The following is a 20384-nucleotide window of genomic DNA, read 5'->3' on the forward strand; positions in this document are numbered from 1 at the left end:
GTGACGACGAGACTCGAACTCGCGACCCTCGGCGTGACAGGCCGATATTCTAACCAACTGAACTACGCCACCATTTTATCTTTAGAACCTTGTGATATCCTTTTCTGAAAAGGCTCTGCAAATGTATGCTTTCTTTTTTTTCTCTGCAATAGCCAACGGCAAAAAAAATCAAACTTTATTTAACCACTATTTTTTCGTTCTTCGAACACTGAACATATAATGCTTACATCCAAGTTCATAACTCGGGCCAACTTCTACTTAACAATATTTTCAAGAGTTAATTTTTTTTCACCCGACCATCGATAAGCCGTCAATTTTCCGTTCCGACTGATGCAGGAATCCAAACAACACAGGTTTGGCGCAAGAATATTGTCCCCGTTTTTTAAGCAATAGTGCCCAAAAAAAACGATGGGTTGATCCTCATCATAGGGTTTGCGGGCTCCATTCACTTCCGGTGGGATGGTATATGCCGGCAAATCGAAACGACTTTCAAACGATAATTCCTGAAAATTTTTCCCTTGAGGATTGAGCCACCACTTGGATCGGAAGCTCCGATGTGGCTGTCCTTTGTTATCAAAAACCAATAAATCTTTAGGCAATTGAAAATCGATGCCTTTGCAGGTTTGCCAAAAAGCGGTGGAAAGTTCAGAATTGTTTTTACTTATTTTCCTTAGAAAGCTTTTCCGAAGCCGGCCTTCAGTTATGTTTTCCTTTAATAAAGCAATGTTTTTATCCTGCCAACAGGCGTGAACAACTCGAATGCCATCCAGCTCCAGGAACATGGGCAACGATCGCATCCACCTGATATAGCTTCGGTATTCATCCGGAAAGTGTACAAATTCTTCCAGGGTTTGTATTAAAGGCAAGCGGTATTTTAATAAGCGTTTGGCAAAGGGCTTGCCCGCTTTATCTTTTAGTTCGAAAATAATGGCGTTTAATTCATGATTCCCCAGGATGGCCATCGCGCTCCCCGCCTCCACCATACTACGCACTATACTTAAGGTATCACGGATTTGAGGGCCCCGGTTAATAAAATCACCAACAAAAATGGCTTTGCGGCTTTCATGCTTAAAAACACCGCTTTCTTTTTTATAGCCCATTGATTTCAGCAAATCCTTTAAAATACTTGCCTGGCCATGAACATCACCTATAATATCATACATATAAAAGTGGTCTGTTTCGAATGGCAAGTTATTATTTTTATCAAAAAATCAATAGCAATACAGGCAAAAATCCATTGGCTGAATATTCTGATGCCATTATAAAATAAAAGGGCTTGCAAGTAAACTTGCAAGCCCTTCTTCTATATTGTATTATCTTATCAGATATCCAACTTAATTGATCCTTTAGCACGGATGAACAATTTATGGCATTTTCCTTCACCATAAACATGCTCGAGAGTTTTCACATACTCATCCAATTTCTCTTGTGGTACGAAGGCTTGAATAGTTCCTCCAAATCCGCCGCCATGGACACGCCATGCACCGCTTCCTTTCAATACCATTTCACTCAAAGCTAAGGCTACTGAAACAACCTGCTCATCCTTATGCACAATGTCATAAATGTTTTGGTTGTACATGTATGAGCTATAGCCCGATTCAACAACCATTTTCAGGAAAGCTGCAAAGTCGTTGTTCTCCAGAGCTGCCACCTGGTCAACCACGCGCTGGTTGTCTCCCTGGAAGTGGAAGGCACGCAAAATAGCGCGATCACCTGTTTTCTTGCGGATTTCAGGCAATTTTTCAATAATTTGCTCCAATGTAACCTCACGCAAAACACTGGCGCCAAGCTCAGCTGCAACTGATTTCATTTCAGTAGGCAACGAAGCATATTCAGCCTGTGAAGCCGGATCATCGTGTCCACCGCCAATATCAGTAATAACCAATGAAAAGCCGGTAGAAACAAAGTCAAAATCAACTTCTTTCACAATGGGCTTAGCTGGATCGGCAAAGTCAATGGTAATTAAACCTCCTACAGAACAAGCTGTTTGATCCATCAAACCACAAGGTTTTCCAAAGTAGTTATTTTCAGCCCACTGTCCGATGATGGCATTTTCCACACCACCCATTTTACCATTGTTGAACAAATGGTTCACGATAGCTCCTACCAATACTTCAAACGAAGCAGAAGAGCTCAAGCCTGAGCCTTTGGGTACACGACCTTCAACGCAAGCGTCAAAACCACCAATTTCATAACCCACTTCTTTCATGCGGGCACAAATTCCACGCACCAAAGATGCAGATGTATAGAATTGCGCTTCGTCGATGCTTAAATCAGAAAGATCAACCTGAAATTCCGGGTAGCCAACAGATTTAATCCGGATAATGTTGCTGTTGTTTTTAGCAGCTACGGCAATATTGTCTAAGTTGACAGCACCGGCCAACACCCGTCCGTGGTTATGGTCGGTGTGGTTTCCACCAATTTCAGTCCGGCCTGGTGAGCTGAACAAGTCAACATCATCCGCACCAAACGTTTTTTCAAATTCGCCCATCAAATCAGCATAACGCGTAGCTTGCTCTTTCAATGTAGCGGCATCTGTTCCATATAATTCCTGAAACAATGGATTGTTTCCACCGTTTATCTTTTCAATTAAAGCATTAATTTTTGTCATAATTTTATTGTCGATTATAGTTATTGATTTGCTTTTTTATAATGTACATCCGATAAGTCGCGCAAACGCTGAGCAGCTTGCTCGGCAGTAATGTCGCGCTGAGGTGTAGCCAGCATTTCATAGCCTACCATGAACTTTTTAACCGTTGCCGAGCGCAATAATGGCGGGTAAAAGTGCATGTGCAGGTGCCACTCCGGATAATCTTTTCCATCTGTTGGTGCCTGGTGCAAGCCTGCAGAATAAGCAAAGGATGTTTCAAAAAGGTTATCGTATTTTACGGTCAACTGCTTGTAAATATCCGCTAAACCGTCTTTCTCTTCATCGGTTAGTTCAAGGACATTCTGAACCGGACGACGGCTGATGATCATGGTTTCAAACGGCCAAACTGCCCAATAAGGCACCAAGGCTACAAAGTGCTCATTCTGAACAACCAAACGTTCCTCTTTAGCCAATTCAGCATTCAGGTAGTCACCGAGCAGTGTTGTTCCGTGTTTTTCAAAATAGGCTTTTTGTGTTTCCGATTCTTTGGCTGGTTCCACCGGAACCGATGATGAAGACCAGATTTGCCCATGTGGGTGCGGGTTGGAGCAGCCCATGATAGCCCCTTTATTTTCAAAAATCTGTACGTAATTAATTTGTTCTTTCTGGCTTAGCTCAGCAAATTGCTCGCCCCAAACATCCACCACCTTGCGGATATCCTTAACTTCCATTTCCGGAATCGTCAAGCTATGGTCTTCGCTAAAGCAAATCACTTTGCAAATCCCACTTTCACTTTTTGCCTGAAAAAGGCTGCCTTCATCAACACCGCCGTCCGGCGTGTCAGTCAAAAGCGCACTAAAATCATTCGTAAAAACAAAGGTTCCTTTATAGTCCGGGTTTCTATGCCCGCCAACGCGTTCGTTTCCGGCACATAAGTAGCACGTTGGATCATATTGCGGACGTTCGGCAGCAACCGCTTTTTCAACCTGTCCCTGCCACGGTCTTTTTGACCGGTGTGGAGAAACTAAAACCCAATCATTGGTAAGCGGGTTTAACCGTTTGTGTGGATGATCTGTACTGTTAAATTTATTCATTTTCTTTCTTATTAAACCAACTGGTAGGTACTGGTGGGCAAAATTACCGATTATTGCATTTGCTATCCCTCTTTTTTTTGTGTTTTAAAACACACTAAAGAGAATTTCGACGAATTAATGTTGCGGGATTACTGGTTTGCGCCTTGGAACGCTCCGAAACCATTTGGGCCAATGTTTGTCCCATCAAGTTAAAATCGGTTGAAATCGTTGTAATTCCACCGGCAACCACCTCTTTCAACATGGTGTCATTGAAAGAAACGATTCCAAAATCAACCCCCAAAGTGAACTTATTCTCGGTCGCCATTTTCACCAACCGTACCAAATTTCGGTCGGAAGGAACAAAGTAAGCTTCTCCCTTTTCTATGGGGCGATTGATTAAACTACGAACAATCTCGTAGTTAATCTCATGCTCTTCGCAGTATTTTTTAAAACCAATCATGCGCCCTTCGGGCTCCTTTCCTCCTGGAAAAACCATTACCAGCTTCTTGTATTTTTGAAGTAAATCTTTGCCCGAATCTAAAGCGGCATAAACATCGGCCTCAAAATCCTGGTAAACGACCGGATAATCCTCCAGGTCCGCTTTTTTGCGGTCCAGAATATAAACGTTTTCGCGCGGCAAAACCGACAAAATATCCGCTGTAAAATCGAAGGTAGCCGGCATAATAACGTAAGAAGTATAATTTCCGGCAGCTTCCATGATCAGGTCCTTAAAAACCTGAAAATTGAAGTGATGGAAATAAATGTCCACATTCGACTTGATGTCCAGGCTGTTCAAAAACGAGGTGTACAAGTCTTCTTTAAACGCATTCAATTCATCAAAAAGCAAAAAAATGCGTTGGTCAACATTCACTTCCGTACTATTTATATAATACCCTTTTCCCGGAATTGAGTTGATAATCCCTTTTGCTTTCAATTCATTAAAAGCGACCATCACTGTATCGCGCGAAAGGTCAAACTCATGACAAATCTGATTCAGGGAAGGAATCTTATCTCCAACTTTTAGGTTTCCATTTATAATACCCTGATAAATTGAATTTATTATTTGGCGGTATTTTGGAATTCCGAGCGTATCATCAATCTGTATATTCTTCACAAAATATCTTTTGAATTATGGCTAAACGATTCAAATTTACAAATTTTTATCAACCAGTACCTACCAGTCAGTATCATTTATTAAATTTGTAAACTTATCACATAAAATTGAAATGAAATGAAGATAACCAGTAAAGCTTTTGGAAACCTACCTAACGGAACTCAGGCAGAACTTTTTACACTGAGCAACGATGCCGGTGTTGTTATTCAAATTACCAATTACGGAGCAATTATCACCTCTGTTGAAACCCCCGATAAAAACGGAGAAACAAGCAATATTGTTTGTGGTTTTGAAAAGTTGGAAGATTATTTAAGTGAGGACTATCTGGGAAACTACCCCTACTTTGGAGCCCTTATTGGGCGTAACGGCAACCGGATTGCAGGGGGGAAATACACCATTGATGGCGTGGAATACACTGGCGCAATTAACAACGGCCCCAACCATTTGCACGGCGGACTGGAAGGCTTTGATAAAAAACTATGGCAAGCCGAAACTTTTACTAACGAAAACGAAGTTGGCTTAAAACTAAGCTACACCAGCGTTGATGGCGAAGAAGGCTACCCGGGAACATTGAAAACCACTTGTATTTATACCTTAAACAACCAAAATGAATTGGGCATAAAATACGAAGCTGAGACCGACAAAAAAACACTAATCAACCTGACCAACCACAGTTATTTTAACCTGACTGGCGGAAAGGAAGATATCAAAAATCATGAGTTGCAGTTAGCAGCCAATAAAATGACCGAAAGTGTTGATCTGATTCCAACAGGACAAATTGTTCCGGTGGAAGGTACACCTTACGATTTCACCAGCACCAAGAAACTAGCGCAAGACTTGGGTCAGCTACCGGAAGGTTATGACCTGAACTATGTGCTGGACAATGAAGAAGGAAAACTCGTATTTGCCGGACGTTTGCAGGAAGCAACTAGCGGCCGTCAGGTTGAAGTGTACACCACCCAGCCCGGCATGCAGGTTTACACCGGATACTGGATTCCGGAGTTGACTATTGGTGGTGAGAAAAAATTTGGCAGTTATGCCGGTGTTGCTTTGGAAACACAGCATTATCCGGATGCACCGCACCACGCTAACTTCCCATCTACCGTGTTAGCCCCCAACGAAAAGTACGAACAACAAACGATCTATAAATTTGGAGTTAGCCAGTAAGCCACTCCATACTTGGGCAAAAAACCTCAATATTTTCAGAATATTGAGGTTTTTTTCATAGCTGAAGCAGATCTAAAAAAAATTGTATTTTTGGTTTTTTCAGACAATTAACCGATCCTTAAATTAAACTTGAATGAAAACAATCATTGAGCTTTTTGAGACAAGCGTACAAAACTATGCTGACAACATTTACCTGTGGGAAAAGAAACAAGGCGAATACCAGGGAACAACTTACCGGCAAACCCACGAACAAGTATTGCAATTGGCAGCTGGTTTTCTGGCCATAGGAATCCAAAAAGGCGATCGTATCGGCTTAGTTTCAGAAGGACGTAACCAATGGATCATCAGCGAACTGGGCATGCTGTATGCCGGCGCTGCCAACGTGCCTTTGTCTGTTAAGCTGGATGAAGCCAGCGAGCTAAAGTTCCGTCTCGCCCACTCCGGGGCACGCATGGTGATTGTTTCCAAAGGACAAGCCGCTAAAATAGAGTCCATTCGGGATGAAATCCCCACACTCGGAAAAGTGATTTTTCTGGATGGGAAAGACAATCCGGGAGAAAATGACTTGACTTATGCGGAAATTATTGAAAAAGGAAAAGCATTTTTAAAGGAAAGCCCGGAAAAACTGGAAGCTGTTTACCAAGCCATTCAACCCAACGACCTGGCCAACATTTCCTACACCTCAGGCACCACAGCCGACCCGAAAGGAATTATGCTAACGCACCTCAATTATGCGGCCAACACCATCCAGTCCAATACGCTTATGGACATTACTGAAGACTGGAAAACCTTGGCCTTTCTTCCCTGGGATCATTCCTTTGCCCATACGGCCTGCTTGTATTGCCTGATGTATAACGGAGCCAGCATTGCCTCACTGGAAACAGGGTCAACCCCAATGGAAACCCTGAAGAACATTCCAAAGAATATCAAAGAAATTCAGCCCAACATTTTGATGAGTGTGCCGGCTGTGGCCAAAAACTTTCGCAAAGGCATCGAATCCAGTATCCGGCAAAAGGGAAAAACCATTGAAAGCTTATTCAATCACGCTTTAAAAATAGCTTACAAATACAATGGATATGGCTACGACAAAGGGAAAGGACTGCGCTTTGTTTATAAACCCTTATTAGCCATTTACGATAAAATTCTATTTTCAAAAATCCGGGATGGTTTTGGGGGGCACCTGAAGTTATTCATCGGTGGAGGCGCCCTGCTCGACATTGAGCTGCAACGCTTCTTCTACGCCATAGGCTTACCCATGTGCCAGGGCTACGGACTTTCCGAGGCATCGCCGGTTATCTCTTCCAACGCCTTGCACGCCATAAAATTTGGTTCTTCGGGCAAACCCGTTCAGCATATGGAGTTGAAAATTGTAGATGACGAAGGCCAAGAACTGCCAACCGGGCAAAAAGGCGAAATCATCATTAAAGGAGACAATGTTATGCTGGGTTACTGGAACAACCCTCAAGCCACGGAGGATACCATTCGCGATGGTTGGTTACACACGGGCGACATGGGCTACGTGGATGCCGATGGCTTCCTTTACGTTCTCGGACGCTTTAAAAGTTTGCTGATTGGAAACGATGGCGAAAAATTCAGCCCCGAAGGCATTGAAGAAGCGTTGATTGATCAATCAAAATTCATCGATCAATGCATGCTTTACAACAACCAAAATCCATACACTTCCGGTATGATTGTGCCGAATATCACAGCCATTAACCAGGAACTAAAACACCGGGGAATTACACCGGGAACCGATGAAGGTGATGAAGAAAGCCTGAAAATACTTTCAGCAGAACTCAATAAATACCGTACCGGAGGGGAATATGAAAGCATGTTTCCGCAGCGCTGGCTGCCGGCAACGGTGGTGATTCTTCCGGAAGCATTCTCGGAGAAAAACCATTTACTGAATTCGCTGATGAAAATGGTTCGTGGAAAAATCTACGAATACTTTGCCGATGAGCTGGATTTCCTTTACACTCCGGAGGCCAAAAACATGATCAACCCACGTAATCTGAATGCGATTCGTCAATGGAATAACTAAGTTGTCCTCAAACTAAAAAGAAAGTCCACTTAGCCTGATGCCATTTTATCAGCCTGATTGGACTTTCTTTCTTTACAATTCACCCTGCCCTCCCCATTCGACCAAACCTTATTCCTTCATTTTTCACCAATCCTTTAGCTTTAATTATCCTGCAGTCCAGTAATTTTTATTATCGTTAAGTCAAAAATGAACACCTGACGATTGCAATAAAAAAGTCTACTTTACCCCGACAAATCCTATGGAATTCACATATAGATTGATACGTATCTTACCTTTTCGAACACCTCAGTTCTACAATCGACAAAAAGGCAAGAAACTGCCCTTTTAACATTCTTTAGCATTCTTTTTAACTCGAAAATAAAAAGCAAAAAAGAACCTTCTTCTCGCTAGTGAACAGTCAATTACACGCACATGAGAAATCCCAAGTTCAATTAACGGACAAAAAGGTGCGGAAATCACGTATTGCGTTTTGATTTCCTATTGCCGTTTATTTGCCCGTTGTTAACAACTGCACAGCAGGACGATGAATTCTTAGTCCGATACGAACCCGAATATTAAAACAGCTCCCAAGCTGATTCTTTTATTCATATGTCCTCTTCCATACTTTACGTAACAGAAACTCAGTTCATTTTCAAATTAATAGCAAAAATAGAAACAATTATGAAAACTAGATTAATATTTTTGGTACTCGCTGCATGTCTCATCGGTACCGCATACTCTCAGCCCACGAACATTCCTCTCATTGGATCCAAAGCGCCATCATTTACAGCCCAAACAACGAATGGAGAAATGACATTTCCGGATGATTTCGGCAAAAGCTGGAAAATCCTTTTCAGTCACCCCAAGGATTTCACGCCAGTTTGCTCTTCGGAACTTCTGGAACTGGCCTATCTGCAGGATGAATTGGAACAGATGAATGTAAAATTTGCGATCATATCAACCGATAATATTTCGCAACACAACATGTGGAAAGCCCACTTAGAAGAATTGGATTACAAAGGAAGGGGCAAGCAAGCAATCCATTTCCCAATTATTGAAGACCCTTCCAAGAAAGCCTCAAAGACCTATGGCATGCTACACTCGCCCACCAGCACCAGCCGCGATATACGGGGAGTTTACATCATCGATCCTCAGAACATCGTAAGATCCATCAATTTTTACCCCATTGAAGTTGGCCGAAGCATGGTTGAAATCGAACGAACCGTTATTGCACTGCAAACAGCCGATGAAACCAAATTACTGACTCCTGCGAACTGGAATGCAGGTGATGATATGATGGTTCCTCACTACCCTTATACAAAAAGCGATCTGGCGGAGAACCCAGAATTAAAAGATCAATATTACAATGTTGGGGACCGCATGTGGTTCAAGAAAGTCAGAAAATAGCGCTCGCAATTAAAGAGTTCGCGATGCTCTTTAATACGCTAGCAGTTCGTTTAACAGCAGCAGGAAGGGGCTTAAAGCCCCTTCTTCCTTTTTGTGCAGCTCTGTTTCATAAAGCATTGCACTCCTTCAGAAACAAAAAAATCCGTTTAGCTGCTATCAACAGCCAAACGGATTTTCATTTCAACAAAAAGATTTCGTTAAAGCCCAAGCACCTCAGGTCCTTGTTCAAAAACAATATCCACCGGTATTCCTGCTTCTCCAATCCGGTCCAAATCAGCTTGCAAGCCTTCGCGAACAAAGCCTTTTTCTTCAATTAACGTTTTGGCTTGGGCATAATCGCCGTCTCCCTGAACGGTTAAAACTAAATCAGACAGGTCAAGCATCGCTTGTTTCATTTTTTCGAAGTTTACCCGATAGGTTCCGCTCGCTGCATCGCGCTCAAATGCCCCTTTTTCCTGGAAATAGTAAAAGCGAATCATATTGGCCTTTCCATGGGCACTGGCCGCACCAAAACGTACAGAGCGGAAAATTCCGGCCATGAAAGTGACAAAGTTATCCATCAAATCTTTATCGGTAAACTCACCCTGCTCGTTGAGCTGATACACGGCCCAAAGTCCTAAAATGTCCGCTTTACTTTCTTCAATGGATGTATAGGTTTCTTTCAACGCTTCGCGCACGGTTTGTGTGCCATCAGTCGTGTTGCCCATTCCCAGCCCATGTGCTACTTCATGAAACATGGTATTTTCAAAAAAAGCATCAAACTTCACATGCTGACGTTGATCTTCGGCAATCAACAGATCCGCAATTGGCAATAAAATTTGATCAAACTTAGCTTGCATGGCATTTTTAAGCTGCAGCTTACGGCTTCCTTTATCAGCACGCACCTGCTCATCGTTGGGCAGGTTGATGGCAATTGTTTTGCTTCCGGCATTGCAATCGCCCGCATAATAAACCACATCGTAAGCATTCATATCCGAATCCGATCCGGGTGTTTCATTTTTATAAGCCGGCTTACAGGGCAAAGCTTTTTGCAGGTCAGGAAGTAAGGCTGCATATTTTTCCAAACGCTGGCTCCACTCTTTGTCCTTAATCAGGATAAATGCCTCATGGGCAGCTTTATAACCAAACAATTGATCTTCGTAGTTCTCAATAGGGCCAACAATAAAGTCGATGGTATTGGTTTTCATCTCCATCCAGGCCACGTCACTTGCATAATAATCGTCAGTTAATAGCGCTTCAGCCCGCAGCTCCAGGTACTTTTTCAAGCCCGGGTCTTCTGCAAGCTCAGCAGCCTTACGGATAGATTCAACAGCCTGGGTAATTTGCTCCTGAAATGCTTCGTGGAAAGGGATAGCCTGTAGCTTCCCCGCTGCATCTCGCCGAATCAGTGTGTACAAACTTGTTTTGGTTGGCTCATCCCAAGCTTCAAACTCCTCTTTAGTCATATCCTTCGGATAGAAATTGGAGCCGGCCGGCTTTGCTCCGAAACCTTCCAGGAAAGGCTCATTGGCATTCAGCCGTTCCCATGGACCGTAGTTAATCTTGATGAATTTCTCCGCTGCAGGATCAGCAGCTTTTGACAATACGGCCTCTTTGTCGCCGAAAGCTTCAACCCAGAAAATTTCGTTCATAATCTTTGCAGCACGAAACAAATGAGGCAACATTTGCTTTTCTTTTTCGGTTAATACCGACAAATCGGTGGTCAGGCGGAATGGCGCAAAAGCATCGGCCTTTTCAGCGAGTTCACTTTTCATGGTTGTGTCTTCCTTGGTTTTGTTGGTGCAAGATGCCAGCCCGACACCGGCTCCTAGTACCAATAAAAAAATCAGTTTTTTCATAGATGTATTATTTCTGTCGTTGTTTCATGTTTTTTCAAGCATAAACTGTCAGTTGGATGGACTGCCAACAGGCGTTAGGTGCTTTTTCGGAGCACTGCCCGCCCGGTTTTGTTTTCAAGCCCTAAATCTACAAAAATAACGGTGACTAAAGTACAATTTCGTTCTGCTTCCCTACTCCTTCAATGCTCGCCTTCATTTCCGGCATCACCCGGAAACTCCAATTCGCATGCAATAAAAAAATGCATGGGTTTCGCCATGCATTCAATTCGGATTTAATCTTTTAAAATTTCAATTTTTGCTGCGGGTCAGGAACCGCATTCACTTCATGTTCCTGCACCAGCTGATCAATAGTCATCAAACATTTTCCACAACTTGTTCCAGCCCGCGTGGCATATTGAATATCTTCGGTTGAAACCGCCCCTTTCTTTAGGGCGGCTACAATCTCTTTTTCTGAAACCATGTTACAAATACAAACCAATCGATCTCCCATTATCACTCTTCATTTAGCATTTATTCAACTTACACAATGGTATAATCAAATGGTCTCATCCGACTACACCACGAATTTATTCTCAATATAAAGCCGAAGCTCCCGGTAGGCATCAATCACCACGTCCTTCTTTAACATGGATTCGTACAACTGTTTTATAAGCTGTTTCTCGCTCAGCAACTGAAAGCTCACCCTAAAATTCAAATCAAAAACCATCGACATAAGCATTAGCTTGAAATCGATGACCGATTGCATGTCTTTGCGTTTGGCCTGTTTTTGGTTTTTAATGCTTCGAACAATGTTATCATTAACCATTCCGGTAGACGGAAGGTTTAAACTAATGGCACTGTATTTAAAGTTTCCATCCCGTTTTAGGTTTTTAACGCAAGTTTCCCAGATGTCTAATTTGTCGGCATCGCGCAAAATCTGACTGTACGTCACCACCAGCTTATCTTCCTTCAACGACAGGCTTTCTTTGTTGTGATTTAAAATAGCCTGACAAATCAGGTTTTGATGTTCTTCTGAAAACGCCGAGAAAAACACTTGCTCTTTCAATAGAGCCACGCCTAACTCGGCATGATTACCTGCCACCTGATCATCGAAAGTCTGGTGCTTTTCGAACTGTTCAAACCGGCCTAAATCATGCAGAAGACCAATCACTTCAGCCAGCAAAATATCCTCTTCTTCAAGCATCAGGTTGGTAGCCACCTGCCCACTCAGTTTGGCCACACGCAAGGAGTGTTCCTTCTTCAACATTAATAGGTCAGCGATTTCCTGATTCTCATTCCTCAAAAATCCAGCCGTGTATTTTTCAAAAAAATCACTGGCTGCAATACTGTTTTGTTTCACAAATGATAATTCTTCCATGGTGCTGCAAAAATAGTTCTTTTAGGCATTCTAAAAACCCAATAACCCGCTAGTTTTTCAACAAAAACTCCGAAACATAAAGTTATTTGCAAGTTTTTCCTCAAAATTGTTTTTAAAAAGGATTGTTTTACTATTTTTGCACTCGCTTTTGGCCCCATAGTTCAATGGATAGAATACAAGATTCCGGTTCTTGCGATCTGAGTTCGAATCTCGGTGGGGTCACCAAAAACAATCATAATCAACCCCTGATCAATATTTGGTCAGGGGTTTGTTTTTTTACACCAATCCGCACCATTCCCTTCAACAAAAAAAAGCGGGATGCCTGCAATTGAGACATCCCGCTTTTGTAGAGCTTATTTTATACTAATCAAAATCCGAATTTTGCGGGCAACCACAAGCTAAGCTGAGGCAGGTAAGTTACCAATAACAAGACAACTACCATTGCTAAAAACATCGGGATAAGGGGTTTTATCACCTTGTCGATGCTAAGCCCGGAAATGCTACATCCAATAAAAAGTACGGAACCTACCGGAGGTGTACACAAACCGACACTCAGGTTTAGCACCATAATGATTCCAAAGTGAATAGGATCAACTCCCATAGCCGAAACCCAGGAAAGTGCCAACCATACGCAACTGTTCAAATGACAAATTGTCCCAGCTAGTAGGAATAGCAGGGAATACCTGCACGGATCCATCATGGCTCTGAATCAGCATTTCGTGAATAGAGTATGCAAAGGCTGTTCGGAGTTGCCCAGATCAGCCCACCCAGGTCGCCGTTGCCGATCGGGAAACCTTCAAAGCCCTCGTAAGATGGCGTTTTATAAACGATGTCGTGCTTCGAAAAATAGTTTTCGGTATCGACCGAGAAAATCGGTTCTTTATTCTGCGCCAGTACCGGAAAACTAACCGATCCGCAAAACAAGCCAAAGGCAATCACGGTATTTAAAATGTATTTCATATTTATAGCGAAAGTTGATTAAATAATCAAAAAAAAATATTCCTCCATTTATTCAGTATCTACCCTATGTAGCAAGCGAACGGGCTGTCCTAATGTCAGGCCAGTATTTCCCTAGAGTCCTTCCCTTGCTATCTTTTTGAAAAACTGCTCTCTATCCGCAATTTATTAATCCATTTTTTTAGACTTAATGGGCTGCATATTTCAGTCTAGGGAAGAATTGATGGATGAACGAACCGAAACGAAGCCTTGAGTAGTCGGACTCACGACGAAAACCATCAGCGAATAAGATGTCGAACAGAACAAATACTTTTTTCTGACAGTATTGTAGCAAATCATGTGCTGATAAAAAGAGATCATCTAATTCGTCTGAGATAACAAATCCTCCTTTATGACCAGAACTATACGGACGATTTCTTAACCCGGTTCACCAATATAGTGAGGCTCTCCGTAAAAGACACTATTTCACAAAGTGTGTAAGTAAAAATATACCGAGGGTTTAGCTCTTTATAACTGGACCCTTTTTTCAAAAATGACCAGGACCTGGTTCAGGATAATGCGCCAATTCTGGATTGGCATTGACCATTTTTTAGTTGCTTCTCTCAAAGCCAAATATACGGATTTCATTACCGCCTGATCAGAAGGGAATGAAAGTTTGTTCTTGGTGTACTTACGGATCTTTCCGTTCAGATTCTCAATCATATTGGTTGTATAGATTATTTTTCTGATTTTCAGAGGGAACTCAAAAAATACAGTCAGGTCTTCCCAGTTTTCCCGCTAGCTTCTGATAGCGTAAGAATACTTGCTTTCCCACAGGCCGGCAAAATCCTCCAAAGCGGCTACAGCAGCTTCTTTTGTTGGGGCGTCATAGATTTGTTTCATATCACGGGTAAAAGCTTTCTTATCCTTCCAAACCACGTAACGGTAGGCATTGCGGATTTGATGAACCACACAAATCTGGGTCTTGAACTGCGGGAATACATTGCGGATCATATCGTTAAAACCGTTCAGGTTATCAGTAGCTGTAATGAGTATGTCTTCAACACCTCGTGCGCGCATATCAGTCAGCACGCTCATCCAGAATGCAGCCGATTCGTTCTTGCCCAGCCATAAGCCAAGCACTTCTTTTTTCCGTCTCTACGCAGCCCGACAGCCATATATATGGTCTTGTTTATTACTTTAGAGTTCTCCCGTACCTTGAAGACAATGCCATCCATCCAAACGATTAAGTAGACCGGTTCGAGCGGCCGATTCTGCCAGGCAACAATATCGTCGGTAATAGCATCGGTAATGCGCGAAATAGTCGAAGTTGATAGGTCAAAACCATAAACTTCGCGGATTTGCTCTTCAATGTCGCTGTTGCTCATTCCTTTGACATACAAGGATACAATCACATTTTCAATGCCATCGACCATGTTGCCCCGTTTAGGAACAATCACTGGATTAAAGGAGGAATCACGATCACGGGGAGCCTGAATCTTACTTTCACCCAGTGAGGTACGAAGTTTTTCTCGGTAAAGCCATTGCGACCATTAGGATTGTCGGACTTCTGGTGCTTGTCGTAGCCTAAATGACAATCAAGCTCTCCTTCAAGCATCTTTTCGATGCCTCGCTTCTGAATCTGTTTCAGGAAATCATTCAGTTCTTCTCCTGACTTGAACTGCTTCAGAAAGTCATCATTCAATAATTCTTCTTTCTTCATCTCTGTGTAAATTTAAGTAAACAAAAAAATACCGGGAGATAACCCTCGGCATTTTAGACTTTACACAGTTTATGAGATAGTGCCGCGTAAGGGAGTTTTACAGTGATAATATATCTTGTTCCTTCATTCAGGACTAAAAATTAATTACTTCTCGCGTAAACAGTAAGTTGTTTGACCTGGAAATTTGGGTTATTACCTCCTTTTCCTGACAGGCGCACAAACTGGGCATTGACGCCCGGCAAATGAATGCCTGCGTTGAATTGTGAAACAGTAAGTTCCACTAACTTCGAATTTCTGACACCTTCTTTAACCAATTTCCACGAAACACCATCGGCCGAAACTTCAACGGTAACCACTCCTTCTGTTCCTGTCTGGATCTGCTGCAGACCAATACCGGTAACATTTATCAGTTGCCCCAGCTTAACAACCAGTGAACCATTTGCTGATTGCAGATTTTCGCTTTTACTAATGAGTTGTCCATAGATCGGGTCGGTAAACATTGAAAGCCGATGCTTTTGCAAAGCCATTCCGGTGATTGAGTCCTGAAAGGTCAGTTCGATAATTACCGACTCTTTCATTGTATCCACCTTTCTCAGGTTTAGCATAATTCCCTGTGAGGTCTGGTTATAACTGATTTCGCCTCCTGTTAAACATTTGGCGCCAACAATTTTATTATTTAACACGGGCAAAACCAGGAGATCGCTTGTTTCGTCGAAAATATGCACATACACTTTTTTTCCATTATACGTACTTCCCCCCCCATTTTTCCGGATACCAGGGACCGCCTTTGGTATTATAAATGGTATGACCATATTGTTTTAGCCAGTCGGCTACTTCTTCTAGTCGTTCCACTTGCGCAGGATCGAAAGCTCCCTCCCATTTGGGTCCCCAACTCAGGAGCATATTTCCATTGCCACAGGCGGTGGCAGTAAGCATGTCAATAATTATCTTTTTCGACTTGTTTGGCGTATCTGACCACGACCACGAACCACAAAGAGTGATACAACTCTCCCATGACCGTAACTGATGCATTCCAATTTTCTGTTCAGGTGTATCGAAATCGCCGGGAATGGATGCCCGGTTATTAATAATAATGCCCGGTTGCAACTGACGTATCATTCGTGTCAGTTTTTCCGACTCCCACATTTCTGCCGTAAACATTCCTCCCCACCAGGACGCATCGAACCAAAAAACATCAACTTTACCGTAGTTCGTACATAACTCACGAACAACATTAAACTGGTAATCGATATATTTTTGATGCCTCGGTGCTGCTTTAAGCTCTTTAACACCAGGTTTGGGTTTATAATAAGGAGCCTCGGCCTGCACCTCAATAAGCGATGTATCAATGGGTGCATAATCCGGATGATACCAGTCGCGCTGCGAATAGTAGATACCGAATTTCATTCCGGCCTCGTGACATGCATCAGCAATTTCCTTTAAGTAATCGCGTCCAAAAGGTGTGTTGGTTACTTTAAAATCGGAATACTTCGTGTCCCACATATGAAAACCATCGTGGTGCTTGGCTATGGTAACAATGTATTTCATTCCAGCCCTTTTTGCAATATCAACCCACTGTTTGGCATCAAAATCATTAAAAATAAAATATTCAGGATACTTTGTCCAAACCGAATCGGCAATAGGACCGTGTCCTTTATCGGGTGCTTTACGGGTATAACACATGCCCCAGCTTAAGTCTTTTCCAATATATGTTGAAAGCCCAAAATGAATAAACATTCCGTAGCGGGCATCGTTAAACCACCGCATTTCTTCTTCGGTAGCAAAATTACTCGCGTCCCACTCTTGCGGAGTAAATTTCTGAAGTAAATTCCAGCGGACATTTTTATCGGTAGCATCACCTTTAACCGACCACTGGGCCTGGGATAATGTAGCGACAAATAGTAAAAGCAAAATAATAGTAAAGGTTCTCATTGTTTCAGTTATTTATGTTTTAAAGAGATATGAATATTAAAAGAATGTCCGTTTTCCTGCATGGGCGATTCAATGGCGCAAGCAGAGTAAAGCATCTGAGGTTCGCCGTCTTCATCCAATAGCAATTGTGGTCTTTCTAACCGAGCTACCTTATTTACAGTTCCATTTTCCCACTTTACTCGTAAATCTGATGCCAGCACATTTTCTGCCGGTTCCCACTTTATTCCGTCTGCCGATTTAAATAAGGCCATGGAATGTCCCTGTCCGGTAATATCGCCTTTAAAATCGCGCACTAACGCATAAAACGAATTCCGGGGTTTATTAAACCAAATAAACGGATCTTCTGCCATAGCTATTCCGCCACCTGCTTTCTCAACAATCATAATAGGTTCGGGCTGCACTTCAAACGCACCGGTTGGTGAATCGGAAACAGCCACACCATGAATGGGACCAAATCCTTTTTTATTCTGCCATCCTTTAAAAACCAGTATGTATTTCCCGTCAGGACGCTGTGCTACCGAAGGATTTACAACCACAATATTAGCTGCCGTAATATTTTCTTTATCTCCGAAATGTTCGTGTTCAGGTACATTATAACCGTAATTAGAAAGTGGAGCCAACAGAGGCTCTTCTTTTCGTACAAAATTACCTGCCAACAAACTTTCAAACGCATCGAATTCAATTACACCAATACGCTGATGCCGAACCAGAACTCCTCTGTCCATGCTATGTCCCTCTGTATAAGGATCGCACGTACCGGTGTAATAGAGATAATATTTCCCGTTAAACTTTTTCAGGTGTGGATTATAAACCGATGCATTGTCCCAGCTTTTATCAGCTCCTTCAGCTCGTTTCCCTGTTAAAATGGTTTTAACGTATGTAAAGGGTCCCGTTGGGTATTCTGAAACGGCATAGCATAATTCAGCATCAATTAACCACCCATCGCTAAAAGGGTATTTCTTGGGCCAGCGGCAATACACCATATGAAATTTGTCATCATCGCCTTTTTGCACACTGGCGCCCCAGGTAAACCAATCTTCGTGCTCCAGTTTCGATTTTTCGGAAACGGGCTGTATCATTTTCATGAAAATGAAATCGGCTGATTTAACGTTTTTAACCTGAGCTTGTTTTCCTTTCTTATTCAAACATGAACAAAAAACAAAACAAGTTAAAAACAAAATCATGTATTTATTTTGAATCATAATTGTGTTCTATTCAGTATTACATAAACTTTAATTCGGCAACACAAGGTGTTTGTTCAAAAGATTCAATTTTCAGGCGAATAGATTTTGTCTGAATCGTTGTTGGAAAATCCATTCTATATCCGGAGATGATATGTTCTCCCTCAAGTATGGTTTCCCAAACGCCGTCAGACTTCGATTCTATTTTATATTTTTTTATGTAATTGGCTCCCTCGGGTTGAATAATTCTGACATAGCTTATACGCTGACCTTCGTCAAACTCAACTGTTAATGAAGGAGAAATGTCGGTAGAATCTGCTTGCCAGTAAGTTTGATTTAATTCGTCAAAAGCGTTATCGGCACTAAAGTTCCTGTGCCAGAAATCTCTGCCCTCAGCCCTACTACTTGCCATATGTGTTACTCCCCAGGCTTTATTGTTTTCAAAAACATCCTCTTTTCTTATGTATCTTCCTGCCTGAAGCAAGGTAGCTATATCAACAGGTCGCAGGTTTCCGTTTCTCATTGGCGCCACACACAAGTCTAATATTCCTTTATATTTTGTGCATTCAAGATAGTCGCGATAAATATACTCTGGCGAAATACAAATACCTTTGTCGGCTTCTTTGGTGTAAAACCAGTTTCCAAAACCTGAAAACGCAGGACTACGACCATTAAATATTGGATATGTAATCTCGGCCAGTTTCCAGTTGTTATCATCGATACCTTTAAACAATGCATGATGTACATGTTTCTTCGACCGAGATTCCAATGGCCCCATCAAACGGGATTCACCAACGCGTAAACGTCCTGCAATTGGTCCATGATTAAAGCCAGTAAACACATTGGGCTGAAAGCTGTGCACCCATTGCACTGTTTCTTCATGATTCAGCCCGCCATCACCGGCGGCAGCATCAAACCAAACATGTTCAAAGTTTCCGTAGTTGGTTAAAAGTTCCTTTAATTGTTCTTTTTTAAGCTCCGTGTTCTTTCCATTTTCCCACGACCAGTCACCTTCAGAAAAATAGAGCGATAGTTTTAATCCATATTTATCGCATGATTCTTTTAAGCGGGCCAATACATCAATTCCCAAAGGACTGTTTGTTACCTTCTTTTCTGTAGTTTTTGTGTCCCATAAGCATAATCCGTCATGATGCTTTGCAAGAAACAGAATATACTTCATCTCACTTTCCTTGGCTATCCTGCACCATTGGTCGGTATTACATCCGGTGGCTTCAAAAAATTCGGGGCCGTGACCATCTCGAGTCCATTCTTTTCCCGAGAAGGAACTTGTTGACCAGCAAATAAACATTCCAAACTTAAGCTCGGCAATTTGTTCTGCACGAACACTATCCGAAATGGCTTCATTGGTTCTTTTAGATGTTTCTGTTTTTTGATTACAGCTTAATCCGCAAATTATAAAAATTAGGAGTACTGCTTTTCCAATGTGTTTTAATACACTTGCAAAACTAACACGACTGGCATTTGTGTTGAATTTCTTTTTCATGGTTTATTTAAATTAGACAACAGAGCTATTCAGCAATTTTACTCGCTTATATGTTGGGGCGATTTTATAGTTAAGCTATGCGCCGGAGGGTTCCCATCAACCCACAAAACGATAGAATCCCTGCTTTCTTTAAGAACTCTTTTAAGATCCTCAATATTTGTTATTTCGATATTGTTGGCTTTTAAAATCACATCGCCCGACTGTGCCTGCTGCTTAAACAATTCGCTTCCCCAAGGAACATTCTCAAGAATTACACCTTTGATGTCGTCAATACCGGCAACAGATTTTTCACCTTCCGTTGTCATGGTTTTTATGGTGGCTCCCATCCATTTATACCTTCTGCCTTCATCTTTATTGTTTCTTTCAGAAGTTAATTGCGGCGCATATTTCAGATAGGCAGCGTTGGCCTCTTTTATAAATTCCGATTTCATAACACCAAAATTGTCAAGCGGAAATTCTTTAAACCCAATTTTAAATGCCGGTGAGTTTTCTTTTAGTTTAAAATTTCCGGACTCCATATCCACAAAAAGAGGATCGGCAAC

17 protein-coding genes, 1 tRNA gene and 1 pseudogene are annotated in these 20384 nt (G+C 42.1%); 4 read left to right on the forward strand and 15 right to left on the reverse strand.

Annotated features, from left to right (window positions below; all coding sequences use genetic code 11):
- Positions 1 to 254 precede the first annotated feature (254 nt).
- The 4 genes from Q1A18_RS18630 to Q1A18_RS18645 all read right to left on the reverse strand — a co-directional run bounded on the left by Q1A18_RS18630 (position 255) and on the right by Q1A18_RS18645 (position 4777).
- Positions 255 to 1163, reverse strand: a complete 909-nt coding sequence (locus Q1A18_RS18630; protein WP_299584530.1) for a metallophosphoesterase — start codon at positions 1161 to 1163, stop codon at positions 255 to 257.
- A 158-nt stretch (positions 1164 to 1321) separates the two neighbouring features.
- Complete coding sequence (locus Q1A18_RS18635) at positions 1322 to 2611, reverse strand: galactokinase family protein (protein WP_299584533.1); 1290 nt, start codon at positions 2609 to 2611, stop codon at positions 1322 to 1324.
- A gap of 20 nt (positions 2612 to 2631) precedes the next feature.
- Positions 2632 to 3684, reverse strand: coding sequence for a UDP-glucose--hexose-1-phosphate uridylyltransferase (locus Q1A18_RS18640; protein WP_299584537.1), 1053 nt, complete (start codon positions 3682 to 3684; stop codon positions 2632 to 2634).
- A 94-nt stretch (positions 3685 to 3778) separates the two neighbouring features.
- The gene (locus Q1A18_RS18645; RefSeq protein ID WP_299584541.1) at positions 3779 to 4777 is read right to left on the reverse strand and encodes a GntR family transcriptional regulator; all 999 of its coding nucleotides are present in this window, start codon (positions 4775 to 4777) and stop codon (positions 3779 to 3781) included.
- A gap of 117 nt (positions 4778 to 4894) precedes the next feature.
- Here Q1A18_RS18645 and Q1A18_RS18650 point away from each other — a divergent pair, with 117 nt between their 5' ends.
- From Q1A18_RS18650 to Q1A18_RS18660, 3 genes are all read left to right on the forward strand, one after another.
- Positions 4895 to 5944 (forward strand): aldose epimerase family protein, encoded by a 1050-nt coding sequence (locus Q1A18_RS18650; protein WP_299584543.1) that lies wholly within the window; start codon positions 4895 to 4897, stop codon positions 5942 to 5944.
- A gap of 133 nt (positions 5945 to 6077) precedes the next feature.
- On the forward strand, positions 6078 to 7985 hold the full coding sequence (locus Q1A18_RS18655) for an AMP-binding protein (protein WP_299584546.1): 1908 nt from the start codon (positions 6078 to 6080) through the stop codon (positions 7983 to 7985).
- A 660-nt stretch (positions 7986 to 8645) separates the two neighbouring features.
- Complete coding sequence (locus Q1A18_RS18660) at positions 8646 to 9371, forward strand: redoxin domain-containing protein (RefSeq protein WP_299584549.1); 726 nt, start codon at positions 8646 to 8648, stop codon at positions 9369 to 9371.
- Between the two features lie 197 nt (positions 9372 to 9568).
- Here Q1A18_RS18660 and Q1A18_RS18665 read toward each other — a convergent pair whose 3' ends face one another.
- From Q1A18_RS18665 to Q1A18_RS18675, 3 genes are all read right to left on the reverse strand, one after another.
- On the reverse strand, positions 9569 to 11209 hold the full coding sequence (locus Q1A18_RS18665) for a Zn-dependent hydrolase (RefSeq protein WP_299584552.1): 1641 nt from the start codon (positions 11207 to 11209) through the stop codon (positions 9569 to 9571).
- Between the two features lie 280 nt (positions 11210 to 11489).
- Entirely contained in the window at positions 11490 to 11699 is a 210-nt protein-coding gene (locus tag Q1A18_RS18670; protein WP_299584553.1) for a (2Fe-2S)-binding protein, read from the reverse strand.
- 63 nt (positions 11700 to 11762) lie between these two features.
- On the reverse strand, positions 11763 to 12566 hold the full coding sequence (locus tag Q1A18_RS18675) for an HD domain-containing protein (RefSeq protein ID WP_299584556.1): 804 nt from the start codon (positions 12564 to 12566) through the stop codon (positions 11763 to 11765).
- A gap of 150 nt (positions 12567 to 12716) precedes the next feature.
- Between Q1A18_RS18675 and Q1A18_RS18680 the strand changes: the two genes are divergently transcribed.
- Positions 12717 to 12791, forward strand: a tRNA-Arg gene (locus Q1A18_RS18680).
- Between the two features lie 142 nt (positions 12792 to 12933).
- Here Q1A18_RS18680 and Q1A18_RS18685 read toward each other — a convergent pair.
- The 8 genes and pseudogenes from Q1A18_RS18685 to Q1A18_RS18730 form a co-directional block, all read right to left on the reverse strand.
- Positions 12934 to 13191 carry a TRAP transporter large permease subunit gene (locus Q1A18_RS18685; protein ID WP_299584562.1) on the reverse strand — a complete coding sequence of 86 codons (258 nt, stop codon included), beginning with the start codon at positions 13189 to 13191 and terminating at the stop codon, positions 12934 to 12936.
- Between the two features lie 71 nt (positions 13192 to 13262).
- Positions 13263 to 13526 carry a hypothetical protein gene (locus Q1A18_RS18690; protein ID WP_299584565.1) on the reverse strand — a complete coding sequence of 88 codons (264 nt, stop codon included), beginning with the start codon at positions 13524 to 13526 and terminating at the stop codon, positions 13263 to 13265.
- 504 nt (positions 13527 to 14030) lie between these two features.
- Positions 14031 to 15225, reverse strand: a pseudogene (locus Q1A18_RS19145) (IS256 family transposase).
- 140 nt (positions 15226 to 15365) lie between these two features.
- Entirely contained in the window at positions 15366 to 16037 is a 672-nt protein-coding gene (locus Q1A18_RS18710; protein ID WP_299584586.1) for a discoidin domain-containing protein, read from the reverse strand.
- Complete coding sequence (locus tag Q1A18_RS18715; RefSeq protein ID WP_299584570.1) at positions 15967 to 17157, reverse strand: alpha-L-fucosidase; 1191 nt, start codon at positions 17155 to 17157, stop codon at positions 15967 to 15969. The genes Q1A18_RS18710 and Q1A18_RS18715 overlap by 71 nt, the downstream gene beginning before the upstream one ends.
- Positions 17158 to 17165: 8 nt before the next feature.
- On the reverse strand, positions 17166 to 18242 hold the full coding sequence (locus Q1A18_RS18720) for a glycoside hydrolase family protein (protein WP_299584573.1): 1077 nt from the start codon (positions 18240 to 18242) through the stop codon (positions 17166 to 17168).
- Positions 18243 to 18378: 136 nt separating this feature from the next.
- Positions 18379 to 19842 carry an alpha-L-fucosidase gene (locus Q1A18_RS18725; RefSeq protein ID WP_299584576.1) on the reverse strand — a complete coding sequence of 488 codons (1464 nt, stop codon included), beginning with the start codon at positions 19840 to 19842 and terminating at the stop codon, positions 18379 to 18381.
- A 38-nt stretch (positions 19843 to 19880) separates the two neighbouring features.
- The coding region (locus Q1A18_RS18730) for a PDZ domain-containing protein (protein WP_299584579.1) at positions 19881 to 20384 on the reverse strand (504 nt) is incomplete at its 5' end.

The sequence above is a fragment of the uncultured Sunxiuqinia sp. genome (genome assembly GCF_947495665.1).
GTDB lineage: Bacteria > Bacteroidota > Bacteroidia > Bacteroidales > Prolixibacteraceae > Sunxiuqinia > Sunxiuqinia rutila.

Bases quoted from the DNA above. Each gene is read 5' to 3' on its own strand.
- Q1A18_RS18655 (WP_299584546.1), top strand. From the start codon at position 6,078: ATGAAAACAATCATTGAGCTTTTTGAGACAAGCGTACAAAACTATGCT.
- Q1A18_RS18665 (WP_299584552.1), bottom strand. From the start codon at position 11,209: ATGAAAAAACTGATTTTTTTATTGGTACTAGGAGCCGGTGTCGGGCTG.
- Q1A18_RS18715 (WP_299584570.1), bottom strand. From the start codon at position 17,157: ATGAGAACCTTTACTATTATTTTGCTTTTACTATTTGTCGCTACATTA.
- Q1A18_RS18650 (WP_299584543.1), top strand. From the start codon at position 4,895: ATGAAGATAACCAGTAAAGCTTTTGGAAACCTACCTAACGGAACTCAG.
- Q1A18_RS18725 (WP_299584576.1), bottom strand. From the start codon at position 19,842: ATGAAAAAGAAATTCAACACAAATGCCAGTCGTGTTAGTTTTGCAAGT.
- Q1A18_RS18710 (WP_299584586.1), bottom strand. From the start codon at position 16,037: ATGGTCATACCATTTATAATACCAAAGGCGGTCCCTGGTATCCGGAAA.
- Q1A18_RS18720 (WP_299584573.1), bottom strand. From the start codon at position 18,242: ATGAAAATGATACAGCCCGTTTCCGAAAAATCGAAACTGGAGCACGAA.
- Q1A18_RS18660 (WP_299584549.1), top strand. From the start codon at position 8,646: ATGAAAACTAGATTAATATTTTTGGTACTCGCTGCATGTCTCATCGGT.
- Q1A18_RS18675 (WP_299584556.1), bottom strand. From the start codon at position 12,566: ATGGAAGAATTATCATTTGTGAAACAAAACAGTATTGCAGCCAGTGAT.
- Q1A18_RS18690 (WP_299584565.1), bottom strand. From the start codon at position 13,526: ATGAAATACATTTTAAATACCGTGATTGCCTTTGGCTTGTTTTGCGGA.
- Q1A18_RS18670 (WP_299584553.1), bottom strand. From the start codon at position 11,699: ATGGGAGATCGATTGGTTTGTATTTGTAACATGGTTTCAGAAAAAGAG.
- Q1A18_RS18630 (WP_299584530.1), bottom strand. From the start codon at position 1,163: ATGTATGATATTATAGGTGATGTTCATGGCCAGGCAAGTATTTTAAAG.
- Q1A18_RS18635 (WP_299584533.1), bottom strand. From the start codon at position 2,611: ATGACAAAAATTAATGCTTTAATTGAAAAGATAAACGGTGGAAACAAT.
- Q1A18_RS18640 (WP_299584537.1), bottom strand. From the start codon at position 3,684: ATGAATAAATTTAACAGTACAGATCATCCACACAAACGGTTAAACCCG.